The sequence below is a fragment of the Actinokineospora guangxiensis genome, from assembly GCF_042657845.1.
In the GTDB taxonomy this organism is placed as follows: Bacteria; Actinomycetota; Actinomycetes; order Mycobacteriales; family Pseudonocardiaceae; genus Actinokineospora; species Actinokineospora guangxiensis.
The window spans coordinates 108,442-132,672 of sequence record NZ_JBHSKF010000013.1; the positions used below are offsets into that span (position 1 = coordinate 108,442).

At 72.0% G+C, this 24,231-nt stretch carries 24 protein-coding genes; 18 read left to right on the forward strand and 6 right to left on the reverse strand.

Annotated elements, in window-relative coordinates:
- The first annotated feature begins 6 nt into the window (after positions 1-6).
- Both ACFPM7_RS22950 and ACFPM7_RS22955 read left to right on the forward strand, forming a co-directional pair.
- Complete coding sequence (locus ACFPM7_RS22950) at positions 7-942, forward strand: peptidoglycan-binding protein (protein ID WP_378249790.1); 936 nt, start codon at positions 7-9, stop codon at positions 940-942.
- A gap of 88 nt (positions 943-1,030) precedes the next feature.
- Positions 1,031-3,112: a glycosyl hydrolase gene (locus ACFPM7_RS22955; RefSeq protein WP_378249791.1), complete on the forward strand. Its 2,082-nt coding sequence runs from the start codon at positions 1,031-1,033 to the stop codon at positions 3,110-3,112.
- A gap of 338 nt (positions 3,113-3,450) precedes the next feature.
- Here ACFPM7_RS22955 and ACFPM7_RS22960 read toward each other — a convergent pair whose 3' ends face one another.
- Genes ACFPM7_RS22960 through ACFPM7_RS22975 form a run of 4 tightly spaced genes read right to left on the reverse strand, consistent with a single transcriptional unit; the run spans position 3,451 to position 6,591 of the window.
- Positions 3,451-4,380, reverse strand: a complete 930-nt coding sequence (locus tag ACFPM7_RS22960) for an SAM-dependent methyltransferase (RefSeq protein WP_378249792.1) — start codon at positions 4,378-4,380, stop codon at positions 3,451-3,453.
- Entirely contained in the window at positions 4,323-4,994 is a 672-nt protein-coding gene (locus tag ACFPM7_RS22965; RefSeq protein WP_378249793.1) for a cysteine hydrolase family protein, read from the reverse strand. Before ACFPM7_RS22965 ends, ACFPM7_RS22960 begins: the two co-directional genes overlap by 58 nt.
- The gene (locus ACFPM7_RS22970) at positions 4,988-6,052 is read right to left on the reverse strand and encodes an isocitrate/isopropylmalate family dehydrogenase (protein ID WP_378249794.1); all 1,065 of its coding nucleotides are present in this window, start codon (positions 6,050-6,052) and stop codon (positions 4,988-4,990) included. Before ACFPM7_RS22970 ends, ACFPM7_RS22965 begins: the two co-directional genes overlap by 7 nt.
- Before the next feature lie 5 nt (positions 6,053-6,057).
- Positions 6,058-6,591 carry an EF-hand domain-containing protein gene (locus ACFPM7_RS22975; RefSeq protein ID WP_378249795.1) on the reverse strand — a complete coding sequence of 178 codons (534 nt, stop codon included), beginning with the start codon at positions 6,589-6,591 and terminating at the stop codon, positions 6,058-6,060.
- Positions 6,592-7,017: 426 nt separating this feature from the next.
- Here ACFPM7_RS22975 and ACFPM7_RS22980 point away from each other — a divergent pair, with 426 nt between their 5' ends.
- From ACFPM7_RS22980 to ACFPM7_RS22990, 3 genes are all read left to right on the forward strand, one after another.
- On the forward strand, positions 7,018-7,500 hold the full coding sequence (locus tag ACFPM7_RS22980; RefSeq protein ID WP_378249796.1) for a YkvA family protein: 483 nt from the start codon (positions 7,018-7,020) through the stop codon (positions 7,498-7,500).
- Between the two features lie 11 nt (positions 7,501-7,511).
- On the forward strand, positions 7,512-8,000 hold the full coding sequence (locus ACFPM7_RS22985) for a DinB family protein (protein WP_378249848.1): 489 nt from the start codon (positions 7,512-7,514) through the stop codon (positions 7,998-8,000).
- A gap of 259 nt (positions 8,001-8,259) precedes the next feature.
- Positions 8,260-9,840 (forward strand): pectate lyase family protein, encoded by a 1,581-nt coding sequence (locus tag ACFPM7_RS22990; RefSeq protein WP_378249797.1) that lies wholly within the window; start codon positions 8,260-8,262, stop codon positions 9,838-9,840.
- A 10-nt stretch (positions 9,841-9,850) separates the two neighbouring features.
- On the opposite strand, the gene ACFPM7_RS22995 is transcribed toward ACFPM7_RS22990, so the two are convergent.
- Entirely contained in the window at positions 9,851-10,213 is a 363-nt protein-coding gene (locus ACFPM7_RS22995; RefSeq protein WP_378249798.1) for a hypothetical protein, read from the reverse strand.
- Positions 10,214-10,301: 88 nt separating this feature from the next.
- Between ACFPM7_RS22995 and ACFPM7_RS23000 the strand changes: the two genes are divergently transcribed.
- From ACFPM7_RS23000 to ACFPM7_RS23035, 8 genes are all read left to right on the forward strand, one after another.
- Positions 10,302-10,916: an SGNH/GDSL hydrolase family protein gene (locus ACFPM7_RS23000; protein WP_378249799.1), complete on the forward strand. Its 615-nt coding sequence runs from the start codon at positions 10,302-10,304 to the stop codon at positions 10,914-10,916.
- 230 nt (positions 10,917-11,146) lie between these two features.
- A complete protein-coding gene (locus ACFPM7_RS23005; RefSeq protein WP_378249800.1) occupies positions 11,147-12,004 on the forward strand; it encodes an STAS domain-containing protein in 858 nt (285 codons plus the stop codon).
- Complete coding sequence (locus tag ACFPM7_RS23010) at positions 12,004-12,417, forward strand: STAS domain-containing protein (RefSeq protein WP_378249801.1); 414 nt, start codon at positions 12,004-12,006, stop codon at positions 12,415-12,417. Before ACFPM7_RS23005 ends, ACFPM7_RS23010 begins: the two co-directional genes overlap by 1 nt.
- Positions 12,414-12,824 carry an ATP-binding protein gene (locus ACFPM7_RS23015; RefSeq protein ID WP_378249802.1) on the forward strand — a complete coding sequence of 137 codons (411 nt, stop codon included), beginning with the start codon at positions 12,414-12,416 and terminating at the stop codon, positions 12,822-12,824. Before ACFPM7_RS23010 ends, ACFPM7_RS23015 begins: the two co-directional genes overlap by 4 nt.
- Positions 12,809-13,840 (forward strand): ATP-binding protein, encoded by a 1,032-nt coding sequence (locus ACFPM7_RS23020; RefSeq protein ID WP_378249803.1) that lies wholly within the window; start codon positions 12,809-12,811, stop codon positions 13,838-13,840. The genes ACFPM7_RS23015 and ACFPM7_RS23020 overlap by 16 nt, the downstream gene beginning before the upstream one ends.
- Positions 13,837-15,480: a sensor histidine kinase gene (locus ACFPM7_RS23025; RefSeq protein WP_378249804.1), complete on the forward strand. Its 1,644-nt coding sequence runs from the start codon at positions 13,837-13,839 to the stop codon at positions 15,478-15,480. Before ACFPM7_RS23020 ends, ACFPM7_RS23025 begins: the two co-directional genes overlap by 4 nt.
- A complete protein-coding gene (locus ACFPM7_RS23030; RefSeq protein WP_378249805.1) occupies positions 15,477-17,042 on the forward strand; it encodes a SpoIIE family protein phosphatase in 1,566 nt (521 codons plus the stop codon). The genes ACFPM7_RS23025 and ACFPM7_RS23030 overlap by 4 nt, the downstream gene beginning before the upstream one ends.
- A 128-nt stretch (positions 17,043-17,170) precedes the next feature.
- On the forward strand, positions 17,171-17,863 hold the full coding sequence (locus ACFPM7_RS23035) for an alpha/beta fold hydrolase (RefSeq protein ID WP_378249806.1): 693 nt from the start codon (positions 17,171-17,173) through the stop codon (positions 17,861-17,863).
- A 13-nt stretch (positions 17,864-17,876) separates the two neighbouring features.
- Here ACFPM7_RS23035 and ACFPM7_RS23040 read toward each other — a convergent pair whose 3' ends face one another.
- Positions 17,877-18,515, reverse strand: coding sequence for a TetR/AcrR family transcriptional regulator (locus ACFPM7_RS23040; RefSeq protein ID WP_378249807.1), 639 nt, complete (start codon positions 18,513-18,515; stop codon positions 17,877-17,879).
- A 167-nt stretch (positions 18,516-18,682) separates the two neighbouring features.
- On the opposite strand from ACFPM7_RS23040, the gene ACFPM7_RS23045 reads away from it, so the two are divergent.
- The 5 genes from ACFPM7_RS23045 (at position 18,683) to ACFPM7_RS23065 (ending at position 24,202) form a co-directional block, all read left to right on the forward strand.
- Positions 18,683-19,486, forward strand: a complete 804-nt coding sequence (locus ACFPM7_RS23045) for an SDR family NAD(P)-dependent oxidoreductase (protein ID WP_378249808.1) — start codon at positions 18,683-18,685, stop codon at positions 19,484-19,486.
- 32 nt (positions 19,487-19,518) lie between these two features.
- Positions 19,519-20,646: a DUF5938 domain-containing protein gene (locus ACFPM7_RS23050; RefSeq protein ID WP_378249809.1), complete on the forward strand. Its 1,128-nt coding sequence runs from the start codon at positions 19,519-19,521 to the stop codon at positions 20,644-20,646.
- A gap of 67 nt (positions 20,647-20,713) precedes the next feature.
- Positions 20,714-22,240, forward strand: coding sequence for an acyl-CoA synthetase (locus ACFPM7_RS23055; RefSeq protein ID WP_378249810.1), 1,527 nt, complete (start codon positions 20,714-20,716; stop codon positions 22,238-22,240).
- Between the two features lie 73 nt (positions 22,241-22,313).
- Entirely contained in the window at positions 22,314-23,645 is a 1,332-nt protein-coding gene (locus ACFPM7_RS23060; protein WP_378249811.1) for an SNIPE associated domain-containing protein, read from the forward strand.
- A 5-nt stretch (positions 23,646-23,650) separates the two neighbouring features.
- A complete protein-coding gene (locus tag ACFPM7_RS23065) occupies positions 23,651-24,202 on the forward strand; it encodes a DUF2510 domain-containing protein (RefSeq protein WP_378249812.1) in 552 nt (183 codons plus the stop codon).
- Positions 24,203-24,231: the final 29 nt, after the last annotated feature.

Sequence of the window (24,231 nt, forward strand, 5' to 3'; positions counted from 1 at the left end):
ACTGACATGTGCGACGGCTGTAGCGATGACGCGCGCGGGCTCGGACGGCGGGGGTTCCTCGCCGTGCTCGGGATGGCCGCCGCCGTCCCGGTCCTGAGCGCGGGCCGGGCCGAGGCCGCGACCTTGCGGGACGGGCGCTGGTGCAACCCGGCGCTCGGCTACTTCCCCTCGGGCGGGCACTACGGCGCGCCGCGCGGAAGTGGTTCCCACGCGGGCCAGGACGTCACGAACAGCACCGGCACGGCGGTGTACGCGGCCGCGGCGGGCACCGTCGTGCGCAGGCAGTGGGGAGGCGGCCTCGGCGGGCGCACCGGCAACGCGCTGGTGATCTCCCACGGCGGTGGGGTCTACACCTACTACGGCCACCTCAGCGTCTACCGCGCGGCGCTGAACCAGTCGGTGGCGGCCGGGCAGCGGATCGCCGACATGGGCGCGACCGGCAACGTCACCGGGCCGCACCTGCACTTCGAGGTGCACTCCGGCGGGCTGGGGACAACGGTCAACCCGGTGCCCTTCCTGACCGCGCGCGGCGTGGCGCTCGGCGGCGGCTGGTCCTCGATCGACCCGGACGCGCGTGGGGCGACGGTGTCGGCCATCCAGCACCTGATGAACCAGCGCGGTGCGGGCCTGCTGGTCGACGGGCACTACGGCGGCGTGTCGGTGGCGGCGGTGAAGCGGTTCCAGTCCGGCCGAGGTCTGGTCGCCGACGGGCAGGTCGGTCCGAAGACCTGGCCCGTGCTCGTGTACTCGCTGAGCCAGGGGGTGTCGGGTCACCACGTTCGCGGTCTTCAGACCGCGCTGAACAAGCGCGGCGCGGGCCTGGCCGTGGACGGCGGCTTCGGGGCGGTGACGACCTCGGCCGTCCGCTCCTTCCAGTCGGCGAACCGCCTGGTCGTCGACGGGAACGCGGGACCGCTCACCTGGCGCGCGCTGGTCGGCTGATCGCGGTCTTCCGCCCGATCGCCTCCGTCCCCTATGCTCATCGACTGGGAGCGCTCCCAGTTCTAGGGGCCTCCCACGGAGGAGCGCCATGAGGTCCGTGCTGGTCGTGTCCCTGGTGGCGGCCGCTGTCACCCTGCCCGCCCCGTCCGCCGCCGCGGCGGACGGCTGGATCGAAGCCGAGGACGGCGCGCTGTCCGGCACGGTCGTGGAGACCGCGCTGGAGGGGTTCTCCGGCGACGGGTACGTCGGCGGGTTCGACGAGGCCTCGGACACCCTGACGATCACCATCCCGGACAGCCCCGGCGGCCTGCACGACCTGACCATCCGCTACGCCACCCCGTACGGGCCGAAGAAGGCGGGGCTCGCGCTCAACGGCAGTCCGATCGGCGAGCTGCCGCTGCCGGAGAACCCGGCGTTCACCGAGGCGACCGGCTCCAAGCTGGCCTTGCGCGAAGGGGACAACACGCTGACCTTCGCCACCGCGTGGGGGTGGTACCTGATCGACGCGATCAAGGTGGTGCCCAGCGCACCCGCCGAGCCGGGGGTGCACGAGGCCGAGGACGGGGCGCTCAACGGGACCGTCGTGGAGAGCGCCGTGCCCGGGTTCTCCGGGCGCGGCTACGTCGCGGGGTTCGACGCCGCGAGCGACAGCGTCACGATCACCATCCCGGACAGCCCGGGCGGGCTGCACGACCTCAGCATCCTCTACGCGACCCCCTACGGCGCGAAGACGGCGTCGCTGTCGCTCAACGGAAGCGGGCTCGGCGAGGTGCAGTTCCCCGAGCACCCGTCGTTCACCTCCATCAGCGCGGGCAAGGTGCTGCTGGCCGACGGCGACAACACGATCACCATCACCAGCAACTGGGGCTGGTACCTGATCGACGCGATCAAGGTCGTGCCCAGCGCCCCGCGCGGGCCGCACCAGGTCACCGGCGCGCTCACCGACCCGGCCGCGACCGCGGAGGCCAAGGGGCTCATGCGCTACCTCGCGGCGAACTACGGCACGGCGGTCCTCTCCGGCCAGCAGGACCAGGCCTCCATCGACTGGGTCGAGGAGAACGTGGGGCGGGCGCCCGCCGTCGGCGGCTACGACCTGATGGACTACTCCCCCAGCCGCGTCGAGCGCGGCACGGTCGGGCGCGACGTCGACCACGCGATCGCCTGGGACCGGCGCGGCGGCGTCGCCACCCTCGCCTGGCACTGGAACGCGCCCAGCGGCCTGATCGATGAGCCGGGACGCGAGTGGTGGCGCGGCTTCTACACCGACGCGACGACCTTCGACCTCGCCGCCGCCCTGGCCGACCCGTCCTCGGCGGACTACCGCCTGCTGGTGCGCGACATGGACGCGATCGCGGTGCAGCTCAAGCGCCTGGCCGACGCGAGCGTCCCCGTCCTGTGGCGGCCACTGCACGAGGCCGAGGGCGGCTGGTTCTGGTGGGGGGCCAAAGGACCCGGACCCGCCAAGCAGCTCTACCGGCTGCTGCACGAGCGCCTCGTCGGCCACCACGGCCTGCACAACCTGATCTGGGTGTGGAACTCCGTGGCCCCCGAGTGGTACCCGGGCGACGAGGTGGTGGACGTGGTCAGCATGGACTCCTACCCGCCGGGCAACGACCACGGTCCCGTGATCGGCCCGTACGAGCGGCTGGTGGAACTCGGCCAGGACCGCAGGCTCGTCGCCCTCGGCGAGGTCGGCCCCATCCCGGACCCCGACCTGCTGGCCGCCTACGAGGCGCGGTGGAGCTGGTTCGTCACCTGGAGCGGGTCATTCGTCCAGGATGGCGTGGTCAACCCGCTGCCCTTCCTCCGCGAGGTCTACGCCCACGAGCGGGTCATCACACTGGACGAGCTGCCCGAGTTCAAGACCACCCCGGGCGCCTGCACGGCGACCGCGCGCGTGGTCGCCCAGTGGGGCACCGGCCACCACGTGGAGGTCACCGTCCGGCACGCGGAGAACGCGCCCAGCGCGGGCTGGCGGGTCCGGTGGGCGCTGGCGCCCGGCCAGACCGTGGGCAGCCACTGGAGTTCGCGCATCACCACCAGCGGCGCCACGGCCACGGCCACGAACCTGTCCTGGAACGCGGCCGTCCCGGCGGGCGGGGCGACCACGTTCGGCTTCCTCGGCACCGGCTCCCCCACCCTCCCGGCCCTGACCTGCGCGATCGGGTAGGCGCGTCAGCTCTAGTCGCGCGACCGGGCGCGCACGGCTCGCATCCGGCGGGCGCCTCGAGCACCATGTCGAGCCGTTGCCATCCAGGAACGCGAAGCCGCCCACGAGTGGCGGTCCCGCCGACGAGGACCGCTGTCCCCGCACGCGGCCAGGGGCGCGGCCCGCGCTGGTGGACGATCCGGATGTCGCGGCCCGCCTGCAGGACGGACAGGCGCGAGGACGGATCGACCGCCCCCACGCTCGCCTGGTTCGACGCCCTGTCGCCGTGCAGGTCGTGATGGTCCCACGGCGTGGTTGCCGCGCGGCGGGTTTCTCGATCGGCCTGGCGCCGCTGGGAGCTATCCCCGGCCGCTCGTCGCCGGTGCGGTGTGGGTCGGTGTGGTGGCGAAGATCCAGCGGTTGGCCGCGAGGGCGTCGTTCGGTTCTGGGCGGGGGCCGCGGCCGTGGTGGGTGGTGAAGTCGAAGGGGGTGCGGGTGGTTGTGGTCCAGGACTTGGTTGTCAGGTGGTGGGCGGAGTCCGGGCGGGGGTCGCCGTCGAAGAGGGCGAGGAGGTCGACGCCGATCTGCTCCCTGGTCGAGGTGTAGACCGGGCTGTCGCGGACTTCCAGCCTCTCCCTGACCAGTTTCACCTCGTACGCCAGCGAGCTGCCCGGCGCGGACAGGCGGTCCACGGTCTCGATGAGACGGTGCTCGGCCGTGCTCGGCAGGTAGAGGAACACGCCTTCGGCGAGCCACGCGGTCGGGGCCGTCGGGTCGAACCCGGCCGCGACCAGCGCCGTGGCCCAGTTGCCGCACAGGTCCGCCGCGATGGGAGTCCGGGTGGTCGCCGGGGTGGCGCCGAGTTCGTCCAGAACGTGCTGTTTGAAGGCCAGCACCTCGGCGTGGTCGATCTCGTAGACCCCGAGGCCGGGCGGCCAGGCGAGCCGGTACGCGCGGGTGTCCAGGCCCGCTCCGAGCAGAACCACTTGGCGCGCGCCCGCGTGGACGGCGTCGAGGAGGTGGTCGTCCAGCACCCTGGTGCGCAGGCCGAAGTAGCGGCCCAACCGACCCCACAGCGGGTTCGCCTCCCCGCCCTGGACCTCGCTGGGGTGCACCGGCCACCTGTGCGACGCGTGCGCGGCGCGGACGAAATGCTCGGCGTAGGCGTCCTGGGCCAGCCAGTCGGGTCGGTGGGTCTCGATCGCGCGCGCGGCGGCGACCATGAGCGCCGTCAGGCCGACGCCGTCCTCGACTCCCGCGCTGGTCCTGGTGTCGCTGTGCCGTCCCACGTCTCCTCCGTTTCCACGAAGCGGGTCCAGGTGTCCGGGCGGTCGTGCGTGGTGGTGCGGGCGCCGTACAGCACACGCATGAACCGCAGGATGTCCTCGTCCGGCAGGTGCAGGGCTGTGGTGCAGTCGGTCAGCACCGTGACGTGGTAGCCCTTCTGGAATGCCGTGCGCGCGGTGGAGTCCACGCAGACGTCGGTGAACAGGCCGGCGAACACCAGGTGCGTGGCGCCGCGCTGAGCCAGGTGCCGCTCGAAGCCGGGGGCGAGGAACGCGTCGAAGCACGCCTCTTTGGTGAACACCTGCTCCCCCGGCATCGGCGACACCGCGTGGAACCGCGCGCCCCAGGTGCCCTCGCGGCACTTCGGCGGCTTGCCGTGCAGGGCGTCGCGGCGGCGCCAGCTCGGCCGCTGGTACTCCACGTCGCCGAGGAACCGCACGAACACGACCTCGGTGCCGTGGTCCCGCGCCGTCCCGACGGCCACGGCGGCGGTGCCTGCCACGGTCTCCAGCCTCGCTGGGTCGCCGGGGTAGCGCCTCGCGGCGAGCGGGCCCGCGCAGAAGTCGTTCTGCAGGTCCACGACCACCAGCACCGTCCCCGGCGCGGGCGTCACCACCCCGCCACCGGGGTGGCCAGCGGGTCGACCGCGGCGAGCAGCGCGTCGGCGACCCCGGTGGTGGTGTGGCGTCCGCCGAGGTCGGGTGTGCCGACGCCACGGCGCCGCAGCGCGTCGATGGCGCGTTCCACCTGGCGCACCGCGCCCGCGCAGCCGCCGTGGTGCTCGGCGATGGCCGCCGCTGCCCGGATGGTCGCCACCGGGTTGACCGCGCCCCGCCCGGCGAGATCGTCCGCCGAGCCGTGCACGGTCTGGTACTCCACCAGCCCGGCCACGTCCGGGTGCAGGTGGACGTTCTCGGTGCAGCGGTTCTCCTGGCGTTCGCCGCCGAAGCGGTCGAGCAGCACCACGTGCATGATGTCGGCCCACTCGTTGCCCGCGATGAGCAGCGTCCGCTCGCCGAGCCCGTGCTCGACCAGGTTGCGGTTGACCGTGTCCGGCTGGCACAGCCGGATGGCCACCCCCAGCCGCCGGGACAGCGCGGTGACCCACTCGTCGAGCGCGCCGTCGAGCAGGTGGAACTTGTAGGCCATCAGCACCTCGCCTGGGCCGCCGTCGGGCCACTGCCTCCTGGCCCGCTCCAGCGCGAAGGCGATGATCTCCTCGGTGATCTCCCGGCTGAACTCCATGGTCCGGGTCACCGCGCCGGGAGTGTGCTGGTTCTCGCCGGTGTAGAAGCCCTGGGCCTCGTCGCGCACCAGCAGCAGCGAGGCGGACTGGTGGGTGAGCACGTCGACCTTCACCGCCCGCAGCCGCTGCCGCACCAGGTACAGCGACTGGGCGTTGATCGCCGTGCGGAACACCGCCGCCACGCCGCGGCCCGCGAGAGCGCGGCAGAACTGCTCGTAGTGCTCGGCGTCCTCCTGCGTGCGGCGGCGGATCTCCCCGATGCCGAGCGAGCGCAGCGACACGTAGGAGTCGTACACGCGGGGCGAGCGCACGATGTCGAACCCGACCCCGTGCGCCTCCCCCAGCCGCTGGAGCACCCGCTCGAAAACCTCGGCCAGCTCCGGGCCCGTTCCCCCGCCGACCGCGAGACCCACCACCGGGTTCGGCATGCGGTTCAGGCCCCCGCCCGCTCCACGAGGTGGTCGCCGGCGATTCCGGCCTTGTCGGGCCCGTAGTAGTCCTTGATTCCCCGCACCCAGGTGGCGACGGTGACGCGGTCGTGGGCGTCGGGTCCGAAGGCGTCGAAAAGCGCGTCGACATTCGCCTGCCCAAAACCGATGGCCGTCATGAGCGCGGTGAACACGGGCCGTTCGATGAGGCCGTCCCCGTCCGGGTCGCCGAGTGCGGCCAGCGAGTCCGCGAACTGTTCGACCGTCCTGTCGAACCGTTCCGGGGACAGCACGCAGGCGGTGTACTCCTCGAAGGTGACCCGGTTGTCCCTATCGGTGTCCAACTCGGCGGCCAGGGTCGACCAGTACTGGGCAAAGGCGGCCGACATCGCGCGCTTGGCGGATTCATCCGAGCCCTTGGCGGCGGCCACCACGCGGTCGGACATGAGCTGGAAGTCCTCGGAGCTGAGGTAGCCGGAGCCGTTGGCGTCGAGAAGGGTGAAGACGAGCCCGACCCGGTCTAGCGCTTCCGTGCGCATTGTTGCCCTTTCCTGATTGCAACGGGGAATTGTCCGTCGCCGAACCGGCGGCGACTGAGATCGACTATGCCAGACGTCAGGCCGCGCCGACTTGGACGACTTGTGGATCACCGGAAAGAATGAACTTCAGCGAAACTGCCCGCACTGCGGCGAATGAGTCGCACGATCGGCCGCCCGGGGCCAAATATCGTCCGCCTATTCAGCGGCCCACCCACTCTCAGTCGCAGTCGCCTGGTAAACGGACGCTGTCAACTCGCACTTTCCGGCAACAACCGGGCGGATCGCCGTGAACGAACGGTGACAGGCACCTGTCGGCCGCGCGGCCGCGTGCGGCCCGACGCCCTCGTCCGGCGGCGGTGCCGATCTTGCGCCTAGGCTGGGGGGAACCGGGCGGCGGTCCCGAGACAGAGCGGCGGGGAGGTCGACGTGGTTGTCGCCGGAGTCGTGCTGGCGGTCGTCGGCCTGATCGTGGCGATCGCGCAGCCGTCGGCGCCGTGGGGAATGAACCCGCTGGTGCTCGGACTGGCGCTGCTGGCCGTCGGCCTCGTGCTGGGCGCACTGGGACTGCGCAAGCGGGCCCGCGAACGGGCCAAGGGCACCGGACCGGTCGGCAACCCGGTCCAGCGGATGCGCGCCTTCCCCAGGCTGCTGCGCGCTCGCAAGCACGGGTACACAGGGTTGTCGCTTACCCAGCCCGCGCAGTGGCTGCTGGCCGTGGTCTACCTGGTGTCGCCGATCGATCTCCTGCCCGAGCTGCTTCCCCTGATCGGCGTGACCGACGACGCGGGCGTCCTCCTCTGGCTGCTGACAAACACCTCCGACGCCTCGGGCAGGTACCTGCGCTGGGAACGGGGGCGCTCGCCCGAGACCGCGGGCCGCGGCGACGCCCGCAAGGACCTGGCGTCGTGACCGACCGCCCGATGCCGCCCATGGACGCCGACGAGCGCGCCACGCTGGCGGGCTGGCTCGACTTCTACCGGGCGACGCTGATCGCCAAGTGCGACGGGCTGACCGAGGAGCAGTTGCGGACCGCTTCGGCGCCGCCGTCGCCGCTGACGCTGCGCGGCTTGGTCCAGCATGTGACCGAGGTCGAGCGCACTTGGTTCCGGCGGGTGCTCGCGGGCGAGGCGGCGCCGCCGGTCTACCCGTCAAGCCCGGGTTCGGCGGGCCACGACGGCGGCTTCACCCCCGACGACGGCCCATTCTCCTCGGCGAGGCGGCTCTGGGAGGACGAGGTCGCACACGCGCGGTCCGCGTGCGCGGCGCGCGACCTCGGCGACTCGGCGGCGTTCGGGGAGGGCCGGGTCACGGTGCGGTGGGTCTACTCGCACATGATCGCCGAGTACGCCCGCCACTGCGGCCACGCCGACCTCCTCCGTGAACGGCTCGACGGAGCCACGGGCGTCTAGGGCCCGCGGCACTTCGGACGGGCCGCGTCGCGCGTCACGCTATTGACCAGTGGGACACCGCGCACTACGGTCCCGAGAAAGCGCTTGCAGAAAGCGCTTTCCCCCAGTGCGGCACCGATGCCTGCACGTGACCGGCGAGGGGAGGCGACGCTCGGGCAGTGGTCGCGGCACCGCGTGGCGCGGTGTCGACCCGTCGGCCGATCCTGCCCGCTCCAGAGAAGCGGCTGACCACTCAGCCTTCAATGACGCAGGAGATGACGTGACAAGATCAGCGGCATGGCGTGTCCCCGCCATGGCGTCCGCCTTCGCCGTCGTGGTGTCGGCCAGCGTGGTGCTGGCGACGTCCGCGACGCCGTCGGCGTCGGCGGCCAGTGACACGGCGACCGGGTTCGCCTCCCAGAACGGTGGGACGACGGGCGGGCAAGGTGGCGCGACGGTGCGGGCCACCACCGGCACCCAGATCCACCAGGCCCTGTGCAGCCGGGCCAGCAGCAGCACCCCGATCACCATCCAGGTCGAGGGCACCATCAACCACGGCAACACCACCAAGGTCTCCGGCTCCAGCTGCTCGACGGCCGCCGGGGTGATCGAGCTCAAGCAGATCAGCAACGTCACGATCATCGGGGTCGGCAGCGGTGCCGTCTTCGACCAGATCGGCATCCACATCCGCGAGGCCAGCAACATCATCATCCGCAACGTCACCGTCCGCAACGTCAAGAAGTCCGGGTCGCCCACCTCCAACGGCGGGGACGCGATCGGGATGGAGAGCGGCGTCCGCAACGTCTGGGGCGACCACCTCACGCTGCTGGCGTCCGGCGGCGAGGCGGAGGGCTTCGACGGCCTGTTCGACATGAAGGACGACACCAAGTACGTCACGCTGTCGTACAGCATTCTGCGCAACTCCGAGCGCGGTGGGCTCATCGGCTCCAGCGAGAGCGATGTCTCCAACGGGTTCGTGACGTTCCACCACAACCTGTACCAGAACCTGAACTCCCGCACGCCGCTGCTGCGCGGCGGGGTGGCGCACATGTACAACAACCACTACGTGGGTCTGGTGGAGTCCGGCATCAACTCCCGCGCGGGAGCCAAGGCCAAGGTCGACAACAACTACTTCCAGGACTCCAAGGACGTGCTCGGCACGTTCTACACCGACCAGGCGGGCTACTGGCAGGTGTCGGGCAACATCTTCGACAACGTGACCTGGTCCAGCCGCAGCGGCGACAACAACCCGGCGGGCCCCAACCCGACGTCGAACACCTCGGTCAGCATCCCGTACTCCTTCCCGCTCGACGCCGCCAGCTGCGTGCCGCAGGTGGTCAGCCAGACGGCCGGGGCCAACACGGGCATGCGGGTCTCCGACGGCCGCTGCACGCCGCAGAACCCGACAACCACCACGACGACCCGGCCCACCACGAGCACCACCACGACTACGACCACGACCACGACCACCACTACGACCACGCGGCCGCCGAGCGGGAACAACCTCAGCCTCGGGGCGGGCTCCGACGGCTCCAGCAAGGCGAGCGGCACCAGCTACGGCAACGTGCTGGACGGCAACCTGTCCACCTACTGGTCGCCGTCGGGCTCCACCGGACGCGTCTCCATCAAGTGGAGCTCGGCCACCACCGTGTCCTCGGTCAACATCCGGGAGGCATCGGGCGCGGTCGGCAACATCCGCTCGTGGCGGCTGGTCAACAACGACACCGGCGCGGTGCTGGCCACCGGCAGCACCGCGGGCGTCGCCCAGTTCCCGGCGACCTCGCTCAAGAAGCTCAACTTCGAGATCACCGGCTCCAGCGGCACGCCGCGGGTCGCCGAGTTCGAGACCTACGCGGGGTAGTCCGTAACGGTCATTCGCCGCCGGGGTCGACCACATGGTCCACCCCGGCGGCGCCGTTCGCTGGCCGGGTCAGGGCGGCCGGCAGGTCGTCCAGTGTGGGCGTCGGGGTCGTCCTTGTAGGTCCCGCCCGTGGTCGAGGAAGGACTCCGCCGCGGCCAGGAGACAGGTAGATCCGGGTCGTGCCCGGCTCGCGCGGCGCGAGGATGGCGGCGATGTCCAGCGCGGCGGCGGGCGGGCAGACGCTCAGCACCACCTCGCACACCCGCAGCCCGCCGCGACCGGTGGGCAGCCAGGCGCACCGGTGGCCTGCGGCCACCAGCTGGGCGGCGACGGCGGAGCCCATCGCGCCGGGGTGCAGCACGGCGCTCGTCATGCGCGGGACACCAGCAACCGCTCGGCAGTGGCGCGTCCCATCCCGCGGTTCGGGAGCGCGGGCGGGCGCTGGGGCGTTGTACGGGGTGATGAGCACACTCCACTTCCACGTCCTGGGCGACTCGCTCGCCGCGGGCGTCGGGTGCGCGTCGGCGGACCAGACGCTCAGCCACCGGCTCGCCGTTGCCCTGCGCGACGCGGGCCACGACGTCGACCTGCGCGTCCACGCCGTCTCCGGCGCGCGCTCGACCGACCTCGCCCCGCAGGTCCGCGCGGCCTCGGCCGTCCCGGTCGACCTGGCGCTGGTGGTCATCGGCGCCAACGACCTGATCTCGTTCACCCCGCCGGAGGCCGGGGCCCGGCTGCTCGGCGCCGCCGTCGCCGACCTCACCGCCCTGGGCGCGGCCGTGCTGGTGGCCACCGCCCCCGACCTGAGCATCGTCTCCGCCGTCCCCGGCCCCTACCGCGACCTGGTGCGCATCGTCAGCGAGGGCTACTCCCAGGCCCAGGCCGCCGCGGTGCTCGCGGCGGGCGGCACCGTCGCCGCCATCCCCCCAGCCCTCTTCGACGACTTCCGCCGCGATCCCGGCCTGTTCTCCGCCGACCGATTCCACCCCTCCCCCTTGGGCTACGCCCTCATCGCGGGCGCGCTCGCGCCCCACCTGCTCCGCACCGCCCCGGTACCGGGCGGAAAGAACCCTTAGCCGAGCACCGGGCCAGCCGCGTGCGGCCACCACCCCCGACCCGAATGTGGCGAAGTCCGGGTTTGAAGCATCCGGGAACCGGCTACCTACGCCCCAGCCCTGGGATATCGCGCGCGATCCCACCGGGGTCAGGCCCCGCGGGCTCTGCACGATGCCCGCGGGGTCGTCCGCGCCTCGGGTCCGTGCCGCCGGAAGCGTAGGCTCGCAGCACTGAAAGGACGGGAGCGTCAGTGACGAGCAATGAGACGGCCATCGGCGGGTTGGCGGCGGTTCTTCGGGAGCGCAAGAGCGACCTGCTCGGGCAGTGGGTCGCGCGCGCGGCCGAGACCCTGCGGGGCAGGCTGACCACGGCCGAGTTGGAGCAGGAGTTCCGGGAGCTGTTCGACAGCATCCTGCAGGCGATGGACGCCGGCGCCACAGATGTGCGCAGCGACGCCTTCGCCGAGGTCCGGGGCAACCTGGAGCAGATGTCGCAGGCCCGCGCGCGGGTGGGGTTCACCCCCTCGGAGACGGCGGTGGCCGTGTTCGGCCTGAAGCGGGCGCTGTTCGAGGTGCTGGACCAGGACGACACCACCATCGTGCGCAAGGTGGTCATGTTCTCCCAGCTGCTCGACGACCTCGGCCTGTGGACCTTCGAGGCCTACGCCAAGACCCGCGAGCAGGTCATCTCCCAGCAGTCCGAGCAGCTGCTCGAGCTGACCACGCCGGTGGTGAAGCTGTGGGAGGGCGTGCTGGCGGTGCCGCTGGTGGGCACCCTGGACTCCGAGCGCACCCAGGTCGTCACCGAGTCGCTGCTGCAGACCCTGGTGGACACCGGGGCCGAGCACGCGATCATCGACATCACCGGCGTGCTGGCCGTCGACACCCAGGTCGCCCAGCACCTGCTCAAGACCGTGATGGCCGCCCGGCTGATGGGCGCGCAGGTGATCATCTCCGGCATCCGGCCGCAGATCGCGCAGACCATCGTCGCCCTTGGCATCGACTTCGGCGACATCACCACCAAGGCGTCACTGGCCGACGCGCTGCTGATGGCGCTGCGGAGCTCGGGCGTCGACGTGGTGCGACGCCCGGCGTCGCGGGGGCGCTGATGCAGACCGTCCCGATCCTGCGCATCGGCGACGTCCTGCTGGTCTCCATCCAGGTGGACCTGCACGACCAGGACGTGATGCGGCTGCAGGAGGACCTCGCGACGCAGATCCACGACACCGGCGCGCACGGCGTCGTCATCGATATCTCCTCCGTCGACATCGTGGACTCCTTCATCGGGCGCATGTTCGCCTCCATCGCCTCGACGTCGAGCCTGTTCGACGCCGACACCGTGGTGGTCGGGATGCAGCCCGCCGTGGCGATCACCCTGGTCGAGCTGGGGCTGTTCCTGCCCGACGTGCGCACCGCGCTGAACCTGGAGAAGGGGCTGGCGCTGCTGGCCCGCTCGTCCGCCCGCCGCCGCGTCGTGGACGACTTCGCCGACGGCGACGAGCCGGTCCAGGAACAGGGATGACCGCCGCCGAGGGCGGCAGACTGCCGATCGCGGGCGACGACGACGTCGTGCGCGTGCGGCAGTCCGTCCGCGCGGCAGCCCAGCGGGCCAAGCTGTCACTGGTGGACCAGACCAAGCTGGTCACCGCGACCAGCGAACTGGCGCGCAACACCCTCATCTACGGCGGCGGCGGGCACGCCGAGGTGCAGATCGTGGAGCAGGACGGCAGGCAGGGCGTGCGCGCCCTGTTCGTGGACACGGGCCCCGGCATCCCCGACATCGGCCTCGCCATGACCGATGGCTGGACCAGCGGCAACGGCCTTGGCCTCGGCCTCAGCGGGGCGCGCAGGCTCGTGGACGAGTTCGACCTGGACACCGGCGTCGGCACCGGGACCACCGTCACCGTCGTCAAGTGGCGGCGCCGGTGACGGACCGGGTCATCACCGCCGACGAGGGCCAGTGGCTGGTGATGGAGGAGCGCTCGGCGGTCGGCGCCGCCCGCCGCCAGGCGCAGTCGCTGGCCCACTCGGCCGGGTTCTCCGACGAGCGGGTCGCCGGGGTGGGCTTGGCGGTCACCGAGCTGGGCACGAACCTGGTCAAGCACGCCCAGCGCGGGCTGCTGCTGATGCGGCGCGTCCGGGTGGACGACGAGGTCACCATTGAGGTGGTGGCCGTCGACCGCGGCCCCGGCATGGCCGACCTCGACGCGGCCCTGCGCGACGGGCATTCCACCGCGGGCACGCTCGGCGTCGGGCTGGGCACCGTCGAGCGCCAGGCCGACCGGCTGCGCGCGGTCTCCGAGCCCGGCGTCGGCACCGTCCTGGCGGCGACGTTCCACGGCGACCGCCAGGCCCCGCCGGGCCGCTCGGTCGCCGGGCTGGTCCGGGCGCTGGGCAGTGAGCCGACCTGCGGCGACCAGTTCGCCGCGCGCCAGGAGGGCGACCGCGTCACGCTCATGCTGTGTGACGGCTCCGGGCACGGCCCGCTGGCCGCGGACGCCGCCTACGCGGCGGTCCGCGCGTTCAACGACGGCCCCACCGACCCGCCGGAGGTGGTGGTGCGGCGGGTGCACACCGCGCTCAGCGGCTCCCGCGGCGGCGCGGTGTCCATCGCGGACCTGCACTACGACCAGGGCGTGGTGCGCTTCTGCGGGGTGGGCAACGTGGCGGGCTCGGTCAGCACCGAATCCACCAAGCGGATGATGGTGTCGGTGCCGGGCATCGTCGGCTACCACCTGCCGAAGGTCAGGACCTTCGACTACGAGCTGCCCCCCGACGGCGTGGTCGTCCTGCACACCGATGGCATCAGCGCCAAGTGGGACCTCTCCGGCAGGCGCGGCCTGCTCTCCCGCGACGCGCTGTTGATCGCCGCGACCCTGCTGCGCGACGCGGCCGGGCACCGCGACGACGCCGGGGTCCTGGTGGGACGGCGGCCCGCGCCGTGACCGAGCTGCTGCGCCTGACGCTGGCCGACGACGAGGACGTCTTCCGGCTGCGCCAGAGCAGCCGCGAGGTCGCCGAACTCGCCGGGCTCTCCAGCCAGGACCAGATCCGGGTGGCGACCGCGCTGAGCGACCTCGGCCGCGTCGCGGCGGCGGGCTCGGACGTCCGGGCCGTCTTCGCCATCGGCCCGGACGCCTCCCGCCTGGACATCACGCTGACCTGGACGGGAGCCGCCGCACTCGGCAACCTCAGCTGGAACACCGTGCGCAAGCTCATGGACGGCGTCGCCCTGAGCAGCGCCGGCCAGCGGCACACCGTCACGCTCGTCAAGCAGCTGCCCGGCCCGATGGTGCTCGACCAGGCCCGTGCCGCCGCCCTGCGCGCCCGACTGGCCGAGCACGACAAGGCGACCGCGTTGGACGACCTGCGCGCCCAGAACGAGCACCTGCTGACGCTGCTGGACGAGCTGGAGCGCGGCAAACAGGAACTGCTGCGGCTCAACGCCGAGCTGGACGAGACCAACAAGGGCGTGATGGCCCTCTACACCGAGCTGTCCGAGGAGCTGGACAGCACCAACCAGGGTGTGGTCGCGCTCTACGCCGAGCTGGAGGACAAGACCGAGCAGCTCGCGGCCGCCAGCGAGGCGAAGACCCGCTACTGGGCCAATGTCAGCCACGAGCTGCGCTCGCCGCTGAACTCGATCATCGGCCTGGCGGGCGTGCTGCTCGACCCCGAGGCCGACCCGCTCACCGACGTCCAGCGCAGGCAGGTCGAGCTGATCAACTCCTCGGGCGCCGCGGTGCTGGTCATGACCAACGACCTGCTCGACGTCGCCAAGGCCGAGGCCGGGCGGGTGGAGGCGCACCTGGCGCCGGTGGACCTGCGGGTGCTGTTCACCCAGCTGCGCGGGGCGTTGCAGGCCGCGCACGACAACGCGGACGTGGTCCTGGTCGTCGAGGACCCGCCCAGCGGGGAGCTGCCCGGCGCGGAGCAGGCCGCCGCGGACCTGCACACCGACGAGATGCTGCTGGACCGAGTTCTGCGCAACGCGGTGACGAACGCGCTGAAGTTCACCGAGCGCGGCTCGGTGCGCCTGTCCGCGCGGCGGATCGGCGCGGAGTGGGAGTTCACCGTGGCCGACACCGGCATCGGCATCCCCGCCGAGCACCTCGACCGCGTCTTCGAGGAGTTCCACCAGGTGCCGCACCAGCTCCAGCGTGGCGGCATCGGCCTCGGCCTGCCCTACGCCAAGACGCTGACGTCGCTGCTGGGCGGGGAGCTGACCCTGGCCAGCGAGGTCGGCGCGGGCACGACGGTGACCGTGCGGCTGCCCGCCCCGGTGGCGCGGCGGGCCCTGGTGGTCGACCCCGACGCGGACTCCCGCGCCCGGCTGGCCAACGCGCTGGCCCCGTTCGCCGCCGAGGTCGTGCAGGCCACCGACTTCGCCGCCGCGGGGCCGGGCTCGGCTGAGGTGCTGCTGGTCGTCGCCGAGGGCACCGCCGTCCCCGCCGAGTTCGCCGCGGCGCGGCGCGTGGTCCTCACCTCGGGACCCGCCGACCCCGCGCGGCCCGAACTGTCCAGGTCGGACCTGTCCCCCGCCGCGGTCGTGGCCGCGGTGCGCGCGCTCGGGGAACCGCGATGAGCAACCGGTCCGTGGCCGCGCAGTCGGGTCCGCCCGGCCTGATCCTGGTGGTGGACGACTCCGAGAGCAGCAGGCTCGTGACGTCGAGCTGGCTGCGCAGGCGCGGGCACGAGGTGGTCGAGGCCGAGACCGGGGCGGCGGGCCTGGAGATGGCGCGGACCCTGCCGGTGGACTTGGTCGTGCTGGACGTGCGGCTGCCGGACATGAGCGGGTTCGAGGTCTGCGAGCAGATCAAGGCCGATCCGGCCACCTCGGCGATCCCGGTGGTGCACGTCTCGGCCAACCTGATCGAGCCCGACGACCGCGCCCAGGGGCTCAGCCGCGGCGCCGACGCCTACCTGGTCGAGCCGGTCGACCCGGGCGTCCTGGTCGCCACGGTCACCGCGGCGCTGCGCTACTACCGGGCCCGCCGCACCGCCGAAGACCTGGCGCGCAGGCTGAACTCGCTGACCGCGACCAGCCTGCGCATCATGGCCGCGCACACCGTGGCCGACCTCGCCGACGCCGCCGCATCCGGCGCCGCCGCCCTCGTCGGCGGCCCGGCGACCGCCCTGATCACCTTGCCGGACGGCGCGCCGTGCCGGGCCAGGGCCGATGCCTCGGGCGAGCAGTCGGCCGTCGACGACGACCCCGACGGCGAGTTGGCCGCGCTGGCCCCGTCCGCCCAGGTGGGCGCGCGTCTGTTGGCCGGGCAGGACACGACGGTCGTGGTCGCCAGGACCAAGCCGCACCGCCCGCCCGTCGCGGTGGCCGTGCCGACCGCGCTGACCACGGCGGCCGAGCACCACGACCTGCTCATGCAGCTCGGCCAAGCGGTCGCGGTCGGCGTGGACGCGCTGCACGCCTACCTCGCCGAGCGGTCGGTGGCGCTGACCCTGCAGCGCAGCATGCTGCCCAGCAAGCTGCCCCGGCACCCGCTGCTGCCGATGACCGCCCGCTACGTCCCGGCCACCGCCGACATCGACATCGGCGGCGACTTCTACGAGGTCACCGAGGTCGGCGGCAGCTTCTTCGTGGCGATCGGCGACGTGACCGGCCACTCCATCGGCGCGGCCACCGTCATGGGCGAGGTCCGCCACGCCCTGCGCGCCTACGCCCTGGAGGGCTTGGACCCGGCCGCCATCATCGACCGCCTGGACACCCTCCTGCAGCGCTTCCACCGCGACAGCCTCACCACCATGACGCTGATGCGGGTCGACCCGGCGGCACGCACGATGTCGATCGCCAACGCGGGCCACATCCCGCCGCTGCTGATCGAACCGGACGGCCGCGCGGACTACCTGTGGATCAAGGGCCACATCCTCGGCGTCACCTTCCCCCGCCCACCGGCCACCACCGTCGCGCTCACCCCCGGCACCACGGTCCTGCTGATGACCGACGGCCTCATCGAGCGCCGGGACCGCGACATCGCCGACGACCTGGAACACCTGCGCGCGTCGGTCTCCCCCACCGAATCCCTGGACGCCCTCTGCGACCGCCTCCTGCGCGACTACGGCCAGGACAAGGACGACGACATCGCCCTCTTGGCCTTCACCGTCCTCGGCGAGGAGACCGAGGACTAGGCTGCACAACCGATGATGATCGAAACCGAGCGGATGACGCTGCGGGACGGTCGGGTGCTGGCGTGGTCGGAGGTGGGCGAGCCCGCCGGCCCGGTCGTGCTCTCCTGCCTGGGACACCGCACTCCCGGGTGCCGCACGTCGATGACGACGCCGCCGCCTCGGCGGTGGGCCTGCGCGTGATCGCCCCCGAACGGCCCGGGTTCGGCCTCTCCGACCCCTTCCCCGGCCACACGGTCGCGGGTTGGGCCGACGACGCCGAGCAGCTCCTGGACCATCTGGGGGTTCCCGGGGTGGCCGTCGTCGGCGGCTCGGGCGGAGGCCCGTTCGCGGTGGCGGTGGCCGCGCTGCTGCCGCACCGGGTCAGCGCGCTCGCCCTGGTGGCCTCGGGGGTGCCCGGTCCGGCCCTGAACGCCGACGAGCTGGCCCGCATCGAGCGCGGGCGGCTGACGGCGCGCGGGGAGCAGGTGGCCGCCCTGGTGCGCGAGGACCCCGAGGCGTTCCGCGCCGCCACCGGCATCACGCCGAACCCCTGGTGGACGGCGATGCTGGTCGAGGCCTTCCGCCAAGGCCCGAACGGCTACGTCGAGGACCACCTGCTGAACGCCACGGACTGGTCGCCCCTGCTCTCCCGGGTGGCCGCTCCCGTCCGCGCCTGGCACGGCGCGGACGACGACAACATCCGCGTCGAGTCCGTCCGCTGGATGCTCGACCGCTTGCCCGGCGCCGAACTCACCGAGATCGAGGGCGCGGGGCACGACATCGGCGACCACTGGCCACAGGTGCTGCGGTGGTTGCGCGACAACGCCCCCAGCTCACCATGACACCGCGGGGGCCTCAGCTCTCCCGCGCGCCAACCACCATCAGGTCCAAGGCGACCGCGAGTTCTCCGCGCAAGGCGGTGGTGTCGGCTCCGGAGAGGGCGTTGAGCAGGGCGCGCTGGAAGATGCCGTCGAGCATCGCGTAGGCGGTGGCCGGCGAGGTGGTGGGGCGGCTGTCGCACAGGTGCGCGTAGCGGGTGATCACGCGCCAGATCATGGCTTCGCGGCGGGCGTCGATGTCGAGGACGTCCTTGCGGAAGGTCGCGTCGAACAGGCTCTGGTTGCGCAGGTCGTACCAGAGGCGGTGCAGGGGCGCGTCCTCGCACAGGGTGGTGAAGACCTTGGCGGCGAAGTCCTCGCGCAGTTGCTCGGCGGTTTCCGCGCGGGCGACGACCTCGTCGTAGCGGGTCACGCAGACGGCCTCGTACTGGCGGACGGCCTCGGTGACCAGGTCGCGCTTGTCCTCGAAGTAGTAGTGCAGGACACCGTGGGAGAACTCGGTCTTCTGGGCGATCTCGCGCAGGCTGGTCCGCGCGTAGCCGAGTTCGGCGAGCGTGTGCAGCGTGGCGACGGCCAGCTCCGAGCGCCGGGTCTCGAACTTGTCGACCTGGCGGCGGGCTATCCGGCCCTGCTTGCTCTCGACTACCTCGGTCACCCGCCCATCGTAGCGGCCGGGACGCGATCTTGACGCCCGTCCAAGGAAATCTTGACAGCTGTCCAAGAAATTCTTGACGACTGTCCAAACCCTTGCCTACTGTGAGCCATGACTCCCCCAACCACGGCGCTGACCTGCGGGTTTGTTGATCTCAACGAGGAGATGCGATGACGAGCTACGACCTGAGCGGGCGCAAGGCCCTGGTGACCGGAGGCGCTCGCGGCCTGGGCGCGGGGATGGCGGAGGCGCTGGCCAAGGCGGGCGCGTCAGTGGTCATCGCCGACGTGCTGGAGGACGAGGGCAAGCAGACCGCGCAGGCGCTGCGCGACGCGGGGGCCACCGCCGACTTCGTCCCCCTCGACGTCGCCGACGACGACAACTGGGCCGAGGCCGTCCCGAACGCGGTCAACACCCTCGGCGGCCTGGACATCCTGGTGAACAACGCGGGCATCGAGGTCACCAACCTGCTCGTCGACCTGGACCCGACGCCCCTGCGCGCCATGCTCGACGTCAACGTGGTCGGCACCGCGCTGGGCATCAAGCACGCGTTCCGGGCCATGCGCCCCGGCGGCGCGGCGGGCGCGGGCGGCGCGGTGGTCAACATCGCCTCGGTCGCGGCGACGATCGCCTTTCCCGGCATCGCCGGCTACTCCGCGACCAAGTCCGCCATCGACCGGCTGACCAGGGTCGCGGCGGCGGAGTCGGGGAAGCTCGGCTACGGCGTGCGGGTCAACTGCGTCTACCCCGGGCTCACCCCGACCGCGATGGGCATGAAGCTGGCCGTCGACACCGCCGAGCTGGGGCTGTTCGGGTCTCCGGAGGAAGCCGTCGAAGCCGTGGTCGGGCTGACGCCCGGCGGACGCCTCGGGCAGGTGGACGACATGGCCGACGCCGTGGTCTTCCTCGCCTCCGACGCCGCGAAGTTCATCACCGGGGCGGGCCTCCCGGTCGATGGCGGCATGGGCATGTGACCGGCCGAACCCCGAGGAGAGGACCGAGAACTGTGGCTACCGACAAGCCCGTCGTCGTCTACGGCGCATCCGGCTACACCGGCAGGCTCATCTGCGAGTACCTGCGCGAGTACAACATCCCGTTCCTGGCGGCGGGCCGCGACCTCAAGCGCGTGCAGGAGGCCGTCGCCGCCGTGCCGGGCATCGACACCGTGGCGCACGAGGTGGTCGAGGTCGAGCACGACGTCGCCGCGCTCACCGGGGCCTTCCGCGGCGCGAAGGTCGTGCTGAACACCGTGGGCCCGTTCTCCCGCTACGGCCACGAGGTCGCGCAGGCGTGCCTGGAGATCGGGGCGCACTACACCGACACCAACGGCGAGCAGGACTGGATGATCGACGCGGACTCCCGCTACGGCGCCGAGTTCGCCGCGCGCGGCCTGGTGATCACGCCGGGCCTGGCGCAGATGTACTCGATCGGCGAGATCGCGGCGAACATCTGCCTGGAGACACCGGGCCTGGACACCCTGGACATCCAGGTGTTCTGGAAGGGCCACCCGACGGTCGCCTCCACCAACACGATCCTCACCAACGCCGCCTTCGCCAAGGCGTACTACCTGGAGCAGAACGAGTACGTCGAGTGGCCGCCGGACGCGGGCCTCTACGACGTCGTCGTGCCGGGGCAGCACGAGCTGGGCCTGGCGCTGCCGTGGGGCGGCACCTCGCACCCGCTGTGGTTCAAGAACGACCCGCGGGTGGCCAACGTCCGCGCGCTCGGCGGGGTGTTCAACCGACCGCTGATGCAGGGCGTGCCGCTGATCGTGGCGGCGGCGCTGGAGCAGATGGAAGGCAAGTCCACCGAGGAGAAGTACCGCATCATCGACGAGCAGTCCGCGCTCATCCGCAGCGAGATGCCCCCTCGCGAGAACCCGCGGATCAACACGTCGCTGGACTCGGTGCACGCCTCCGGCCCGCTGGGGCGCGCGCACTGCGTCATCCACGGCAACTGCAACTACAAGCAGACGGCGCTGCTCAACGCGCACGCCGCCGCACACCTGCTGCGGGCCGCGCCGAACCGCCTCGGGTTCGCCTCCAGCTGCCAGGCGTTCGGGCACCGCGAGCTGCTGGGCACGCTGCGCGCCTTCGGCCTGGTGCTCGACCCGATCCTGCACGTCCACCGCTGACCGACGGGCCCGCCGCCCGCGGTCCGGGCGGCGGGCCCGTCCCCGTCGAACACACCCGAGGTGAGCAATGCGGCTGGCCGACTACCTGGACAAGGGCGCGTCCCTGGGCGGCGACGCCCCCTGCCTGACCATGGAGGGGGCGACCCTGAGCTACGCCGAGGTCGTGCACCGGTCCCGGCGGGTCGCCGCGGCGCTGCGGGCGAGCGGCATCCAGCCGGGCGATCCGGTGGCGGTGCTCTCGGCCAACGACCCCGACGCGCTGGTCTGCGTCTTCGGCATCTCGCGCGCCGGGGCCGTGTGGTGCCCGATCAACCCGCGCAACGAGGCCGAGGAGAACCGGCAGCTGCTCGACCTCTACGGGTGCCGGGCGCTGATCTTCCAGTCCGGGTTCGCGCCGCTGGTGGAGCGCATCCGCGATCGCCTGCCCGCCCTGACGACGCTGGTGTGCCTGGACGATGAGAGCGAGGGCGCGGTCCCCTTCGCGGACTGGCTGGTCGAGGACGACCTGGTCGAGGTCCCGGCTACCGGTGGGGATCTGTGCATGCTCGCCGGAACCGGCGGCACGACCGGCCTGCCGAAGGGCGTGCGCCTGACCGCGGGCAACATGGCCACGGCAACCGCCCTGACCCTGATGAGCTACCCCTTCGGTGACAGGCCCCGGTACCTGGCGCTCGCGCCGCTGACCCACTCGGCGGGGGTGCTGACGTTCCCGATCCTCACCCTGGGCGGCGAGGTCGTCATCATGCCCCGCCCCGACCTCGGCGAGTTCCTGCGCCTGGTCGACGAGCGCGGCATCACCCACGCGTTCCTCCCGCCCACGGTCATCTACGGCCTGCTCGACCACCCCGACCTCGACGCCCGCGACCTGGGTTCGCTGCGCTGCCTCTGGTACGGCGCCGCCCCGATGTCCCCCACCCGCCTGCACGAGGCCCTGACCCGCATCGGCCCGGTCCTCGGCCAGCTGTTCGGCCAGACCGAGGCCCCGAACATGATCTGCACCCTCTCCCCCGCCGACCACTTCCGCCCCGACGGCACCCCCGCGGTGGAGCGCTTCACCTCCGCGGGCCGTCCGACGCCGCTCACCCAGGTCGCCATCATGGACCCGGCAGGAGCCCTGGTGGCGCGCGGGGAACGCGGCGAGATCGTCGTCCGGGGACCACTGGTCATGGACGGCTACCACGACAACCCGGAAGCCACCGCCGCCGCGAGTACGCACGGCTGGCACCACACCGGCGACATCGGCTACCTGGACGACGAGAACTACCTGTACATCGTGGACCGCGCCAAGGACATGATCATCACCGGCGGCTTCAACGTCTACTCCGCCGAAGTGGAGCGCGCCCTGTCCGCCCACCCCGCCGTCCAGGACAGCGCCGTGCTCGGCCTCCCGGACCCCAAGTGGGGTGAACGCGTCACCGCCGTCGTCCAGCTGCGGGCGGGCGCCGAGAGCACTCCCGAGGAGCTGATGGCGTTCATCCGGGAGCGGGTGGGCGGTGTGAAGGCACCGAAGCAGGTGGAGATCTGGCCGGAGCTGCCCCGGTCGAAGGTGGGGAAGATCGTGAAGCCGGAGATCAAGGCCCGCCTGCTCGCCTGAGGAACGCGCTGACCGGGGCTGTGTAACGGTGTCCAGCCGTCCACGATGGTCAGCGTGATCAGGGAGGGTGCGGATGGCACTGTTCGGCAGTCGGGAGAACTCCGAGGTGACCGCGCTGCGGCAGCAGCTGGATGCGGCGAACGCGACGATCGCGGAGCTGCGCGGCTGGGTCGGGCACCTGCGCGGCGCTGAGGCGGGCGCGCGCGAAGCGGAGCTGCGGGACCTGCGTGCGACCGTGGACAACGCCAAGCACGAGTACGCCCGGGTGCACGAGCGCAGGCAGCAGGTCGCCGCCGAACTGACCGCCCTGGAAAGCACCCTGGTCGAGACGCGGGACCTCGCGCTCCTGCAGGAGGTCGGGGTGTACGAGTACGCGCACCCCCTCCAGGACGCGATGGCCTACAAGGACGCGCTGGCCGCGCTCCGCACCCGAATCAAGGAGGCCGCCAAGCAGGACGCGGTGAGCTGCCAGGTCGACTGGGCGGTGAATGGTTCCCTCAAGGAGGGACAGCGGCTGGGTCGCGACATGGCGAAGCTGATGCTGCGCGCGTACAACGCAGAGGCCGACAACGCGGTCCGGGTGGTCAAGCCGCACACGCGGGAAGCCGTCCGGGCCAGGCTCACCAAGACCAGGGAGACCATCGGGAAGCTGGGCGCGCTCATGCACATCGCCGTTTCGGCTTCCTACCACCGGCTTCGGCTGATGGAGATCGACCTCACCGCCGACTACCTCACCAAGGTCGAGGCTGAACGTGAGCAGGCGCGCGCGGACCGCGAGCGTCTTCGTGAAGAAGCCAAGCTCCTCAAGGAGATCGAGCGGGAACGCGCGAAGCTGGCGAAGGAGCACGCGCACTTCCTCACCGTGGTCACCCGGCTGGAGGCCAATGGTGATGTCGACGCGCTGGCGCGGGCGCGCGAGCAGCTCGCCGGAGTCGAGTCCGCCATCGCCGGGGTGGAGAACCGCGCGGCGAACGTCCGGGCGGGCTACGTCTACGTGATCTCCAACATCGGCGCGTTCGGGCCGGAGGTCGTCAAGATCGGCATGACTCGGCGGTTGGAGCCGATGGACCGGGTCCGCGAGTTGGGCGACGCATCGGTGCCGTTCCGGTTCGACACGCACGCGCTGTTCTTCTCCGAGGACGCCGTCGAGTTGGAGAGCGCCCTGCACCAGCGGCTGGCGGGCAAGCGGGTCAACGCGGTCAACCACCGGCGCGAGTTCTTCTACGCCACACCCGCGCAAGTGCGGGAGATGTTGGTCGAACTCGGTGACGACCACGTTCTGGAGTACACCGAGACCGCCGAGGCCCTGGAGTGGCGCGCCTCGGCCCCCGGCCACCACCTCGCGATGGTTGGTGCCCACGCGGACGCGGGTGGCGACGGCGCTCTCTCCGACGACGGCGAGTGAACGCCATGACCCGACCCGCCGCCTGGCTGCGCGACCCCATGGACGACGCCCTGCTCCGGTACTGGGACGGAGGCCGTTGGACGTTCCACACCCGCTACCCGCCCGCTCAGCCCCAACCCCAAGCCGAGCGGACGCCTGACCCGGTCGGGCCGGGACTGCGGAAGGACATCGCCGACGCGCTCGCCCGCGTCCACGGTGGACTCCTCGGCGCCCGGAAGGAGATCAGCCTCCTCGTCGACTACCTGGAGCCGGAGGAGCGCGTTCTCGCCCTGACCGCCGGGTTCGGCGAGGGCCACGGGGTGCTGGCGTGCACCGATCGCAGGCTGCTCTTCCTCTTCGTGGGCTTGGTGCGCCGCCAGTTCCTGCACGTCGGCTGGAACGAGGCCAAGGCGGTCGTCTACAACCAAGCGACCCGCATGTTCGCCGTCTACACCACCCGACCCACGAAACGGGCAGTGCCCGCGCTCCTGGTCCGGGTCCACAGCCTGACCGACGCCGAGACCGTCGTCCAGGCAGCGCAATCCGCCTCCAGCGCGCCCCGGCTGGACGTCGTTTGACGCCAGGCGAACACCCGCCGGTCGCCAGG

Bases quoted from the DNA above. Each gene is read 5' to 3' on its own strand.
- ACFPM7_RS23065 (WP_378249812.1), top strand. From the start codon at position 23,651: ATGACCCGACCCGCCGCCTGGCTGCGCGACCCCATGGACGACGCCCTG.
- ACFPM7_RS22970 (WP_378249794.1), bottom strand. From the start codon at position 6,052: ATGCCGAACCCGGTGGTGGGTCTCGCGGTCGGCGGGGGAACGGGCCCG.
- ACFPM7_RS23055 (WP_378249810.1), top strand. From the start codon at position 20,714: ATGCGGCTGGCCGACTACCTGGACAAGGGCGCGTCCCTGGGCGGCGAC.
- ACFPM7_RS23030 (WP_378249805.1), top strand. From the start codon at position 15,477: ATGAGCAACCGGTCCGTGGCCGCGCAGTCGGGTCCGCCCGGCCTGATC.
- ACFPM7_RS22995 (WP_378249798.1), bottom strand. From the start codon at position 10,213: ATGACGAGCGCCGTGCTGCACCCCGGCGCGATGGGCTCCGCCGTCGCC.
- ACFPM7_RS22975 (WP_378249795.1), bottom strand. From the start codon at position 6,591: ATGCGCACGGAAGCGCTAGACCGGGTCGGGCTCGTCTTCACCCTTCTC.
- ACFPM7_RS22985 (WP_378249848.1), top strand. From the start codon at position 7,512: ATGCCGCCCATGGACGCCGACGAGCGCGCCACGCTGGCGGGCTGGCTC.
- ACFPM7_RS23010 (WP_378249801.1), top strand. From the start codon at position 12,004: ATGCAGACCGTCCCGATCCTGCGCATCGGCGACGTCCTGCTGGTCTCC.
- ACFPM7_RS23045 (WP_378249808.1), top strand. From the start codon at position 18,683: ATGACGAGCTACGACCTGAGCGGGCGCAAGGCCCTGGTGACCGGAGGC.
- ACFPM7_RS22955 (WP_378249791.1), top strand. From the start codon at position 1,031: ATGAGGTCCGTGCTGGTCGTGTCCCTGGTGGCGGCCGCTGTCACCCTG.
- ACFPM7_RS22950 (WP_378249790.1), top strand. From the start codon at position 7: ATGTGCGACGGCTGTAGCGATGACGCGCGCGGGCTCGGACGGCGGGGG.
- ACFPM7_RS23000 (WP_378249799.1), top strand. From the start codon at position 10,302: ATGAGCACACTCCACTTCCACGTCCTGGGCGACTCGCTCGCCGCGGGC.
- ACFPM7_RS23015 (WP_378249802.1), top strand. From the start codon at position 12,414: ATGACCGCCGCCGAGGGCGGCAGACTGCCGATCGCGGGCGACGACGAC.
- ACFPM7_RS23060 (WP_378249811.1), top strand. From the start codon at position 22,314: ATGGCACTGTTCGGCAGTCGGGAGAACTCCGAGGTGACCGCGCTGCGG.